2 protein-coding genes are annotated in these 2,266 nt (G+C 69.4%); both read right to left on the bottom strand.

The features are described from left to right. A partial coding sequence (locus tag ACFY0P_RS52125) for a recombinase family protein (RefSeq protein WP_388929529.1) occupies positions 1–1,657 on the bottom strand: 1,657 nt, incomplete at its 3' end. Between the two features lie 144 nt (positions 1,658–1,801). Then, a complete protein-coding gene (locus tag ACFY0P_RS52120; RefSeq protein ID WP_388929528.1) occupies positions 1,802–2,149 on the bottom strand; it encodes a hypothetical protein in 348 nt (115 codons plus the stop codon). Between the last annotated feature and the right edge of the window lie 117 nt (positions 2,150–2,266).

Here is a 2,266-nt window from a genome sequence, read left to right as displayed (position 1 = left end):
CACGCCTCCAACGCAATGGATAACACGGGCGCATGTCGCCCTCGGCGTCGGCGTCTGGTGACTGACCGTGATCGGCTGGGGTGTGCTCGCGGATCGGGATGCGGTGCCGGATGGTGATCTTCTCCGGGCCGACGAGGACGTCTTGGACGAGAAGTCGCAGCACGCGTTGACGCTCGGGGACGTCGGCCGTTCTCACGCCGGAGCGGAGTTGGGACAGGAAGCCCTCGAGGTCGTGGGCGAGTTTGAGGTAGGCGTCGCGGTCGGCGAGTTGGGCCTCGAGTGCGTCGAGCTGGCCGCGCAGGCCGGCTTCGCGGGCCCGCAGGTCAGGCATGCGGGCGCGCAGTTCGTCGATGGTGATCAGCTGTTCCTGGTAGGCCTCGATCATGCGGGTGATGCCCCGGCCGGCTGCGGCCAGGGCGGTTTCCAGGCGGGCGCGTTCGCGTCGGGCCGGGTCCGCGGTGCGGGCCTGCTCCAGGCGGCGGTCGATCTCGGTGTGGATCAGGGCGGGGTCGGTGAGCAGGCCGGTGATGTGGTCCCAGACGAGGGTGTCGAGGTAGTCGGCGCGGACCGGCTTGTTGGTGCAGACCCGGCCGCCCTCGTAGCGGTAGTCGTCCGAGCCCAGGCACCGGTAGTAGTAGATCTTCTTGTTGGTGGTGCGGGTCGAGGTGCGGTAGTAGCCGTAGCCGCAGCTCGCGCAGGCCGCCATGCCCTGCAGCAGGGAAGGGACCTTGGTGTTGCGGGAGGCGAAGCGCTTGTTGTCCTGAAGCCGTTGTGCGGCGCGTTCGAAGGTCGCGGGGGTGATGATCGCGGGGACGGGGATGGCGATCCATTCCTCGCGGGGCCGGTCGATGGTCTTGACCGGGCGCGGGGTGGCCCGGCCCTGAAGGCGGGCCCTGCGGTTCAGCCCGGCCGGCTCGTGCTGGACCTGGGTCTTGCCGAAGACGGCGGTGCCCGCATAGGCGGGGTTGCGGAGCATGCCCCAGACCACGCTGCGGTCCCAGCGCGTCTTGCCGGTGCGGGTCAGGGCGTGGCTGTCGGTGAGCCAGCGGGTCAGATCGGCGATGGAAGCGCCCTCGTCGACGTAGCGGCGAAAGAGCTCGGCCACCAACGCCGCCTCGGCTTCGACGATCTCGTAACGAGCCGAGCACTCGGGTGTCTTGCGCACGAAGCGGTAGCCGAACGGCGCCCCGGACAGCACGTTCACCGACCCAGTCCGCGCCCGGTAGGTCTTCCCGCGCCGGTAGCGCTCCATCAGCTGCGCTTTCTCGTACTCAGCGAACATGCCCTGGAACTGGACCAGCAGCTGGTCCTCGGGGCTGTCCCCGCGCGGGCCGCGCACGAACTCCACCCGCGTGCCGGCCCGGGCGAACTCCTCGATCAGCAGGGCCTGGTAGGCGAACTTGCGCGCCAGGCGGTCCGGAGCGTAGACGACGACCACGTCCACCCCGACCTGGGCAACCAGGTCCCGCAGCCGCTCCAGCGCGGGACGCAACAGCGTGGCGCCGGAGTGCCCCTCGTCCTCGAAGACCCACTCCTCGGGCAGCTCAAGCCGCATCCGGTCGATGTACGCGCGCAGCGCGGCCGTCTGCGAGGCGATCGTCTGGTCCTTCTTCTGCCGCTGCGAGGACACCCTCGCGTAGATCGCCGCCGTGGTCACCGCCCACTCCTTCCGGCATCTGCTCCTGCTGCTCGACACGCCGTGTCCGGGCCCGGCGTTGAGGCACCAACACCTCGTAAGCCGCCTGCACATCCGCGGCGGCGTGCCGGGAGAAGACCCACTCCAACTCCACGACCAGCCGGTTCACGACCCCGGCCGCCGTCCGCCGGCCTCGTCGCGGAGGAAGTCGGCCAGCGCCCGGGCCACCACTGCGGAGAGGGTTGCCTCGCTGGCCCGGGCATGCGCTCGCACCTGCTCGGCCAGCGACCCGGGCAGCTTGACGGTGAACACCACATTCGCCTCGGGGACGGCGACTCGGCCCTGCGCCACGGCCTGCTCCACATACCGGTGTGCCTGACGGACCGACACCCCATAACGGGCAGCCAGCACACGGGCAGCCTCGGCGACAGGAACCTCCGTCGCCAGAAGATCCGCGGCAGCATTGACCCGCTGGGCGTACTCGATACCGTCGACACGATCCCCGCGCACCATGTCATGAACGTACTACCCGTCATGACGCTGCCTACTCTCCCCACGAGGCAGCTTCTCCAACCTCCGATAACGCAGCGTCACTTCGAAGGTGAAGTTGCCCATTGCGTTGGAGGCGTG

Origin of the sequence: Streptomyces sp. NPDC001714 (assembly GCF_042892755.1) — a bacterium.
Classification (GTDB): domain Bacteria; phylum Actinomycetota; class Actinomycetes; order Streptomycetales; family Streptomycetaceae; genus Streptomyces.
The sequence above is the reverse complement of the archived record's forward strand: the minus strand, read 5'-3'. Positions and strand labels throughout refer to the sequence as shown.

What these genes read in the sequence shown, in the direction of transcription:
- ACFY0P_RS52120 (WP_388929528.1), bottom strand. Translation starts at nt 2,149, where the DNA reads ATGGTGCGCGGGGATCGTGTCGACGGTATCGAGTACGCCCAGCGGGTC.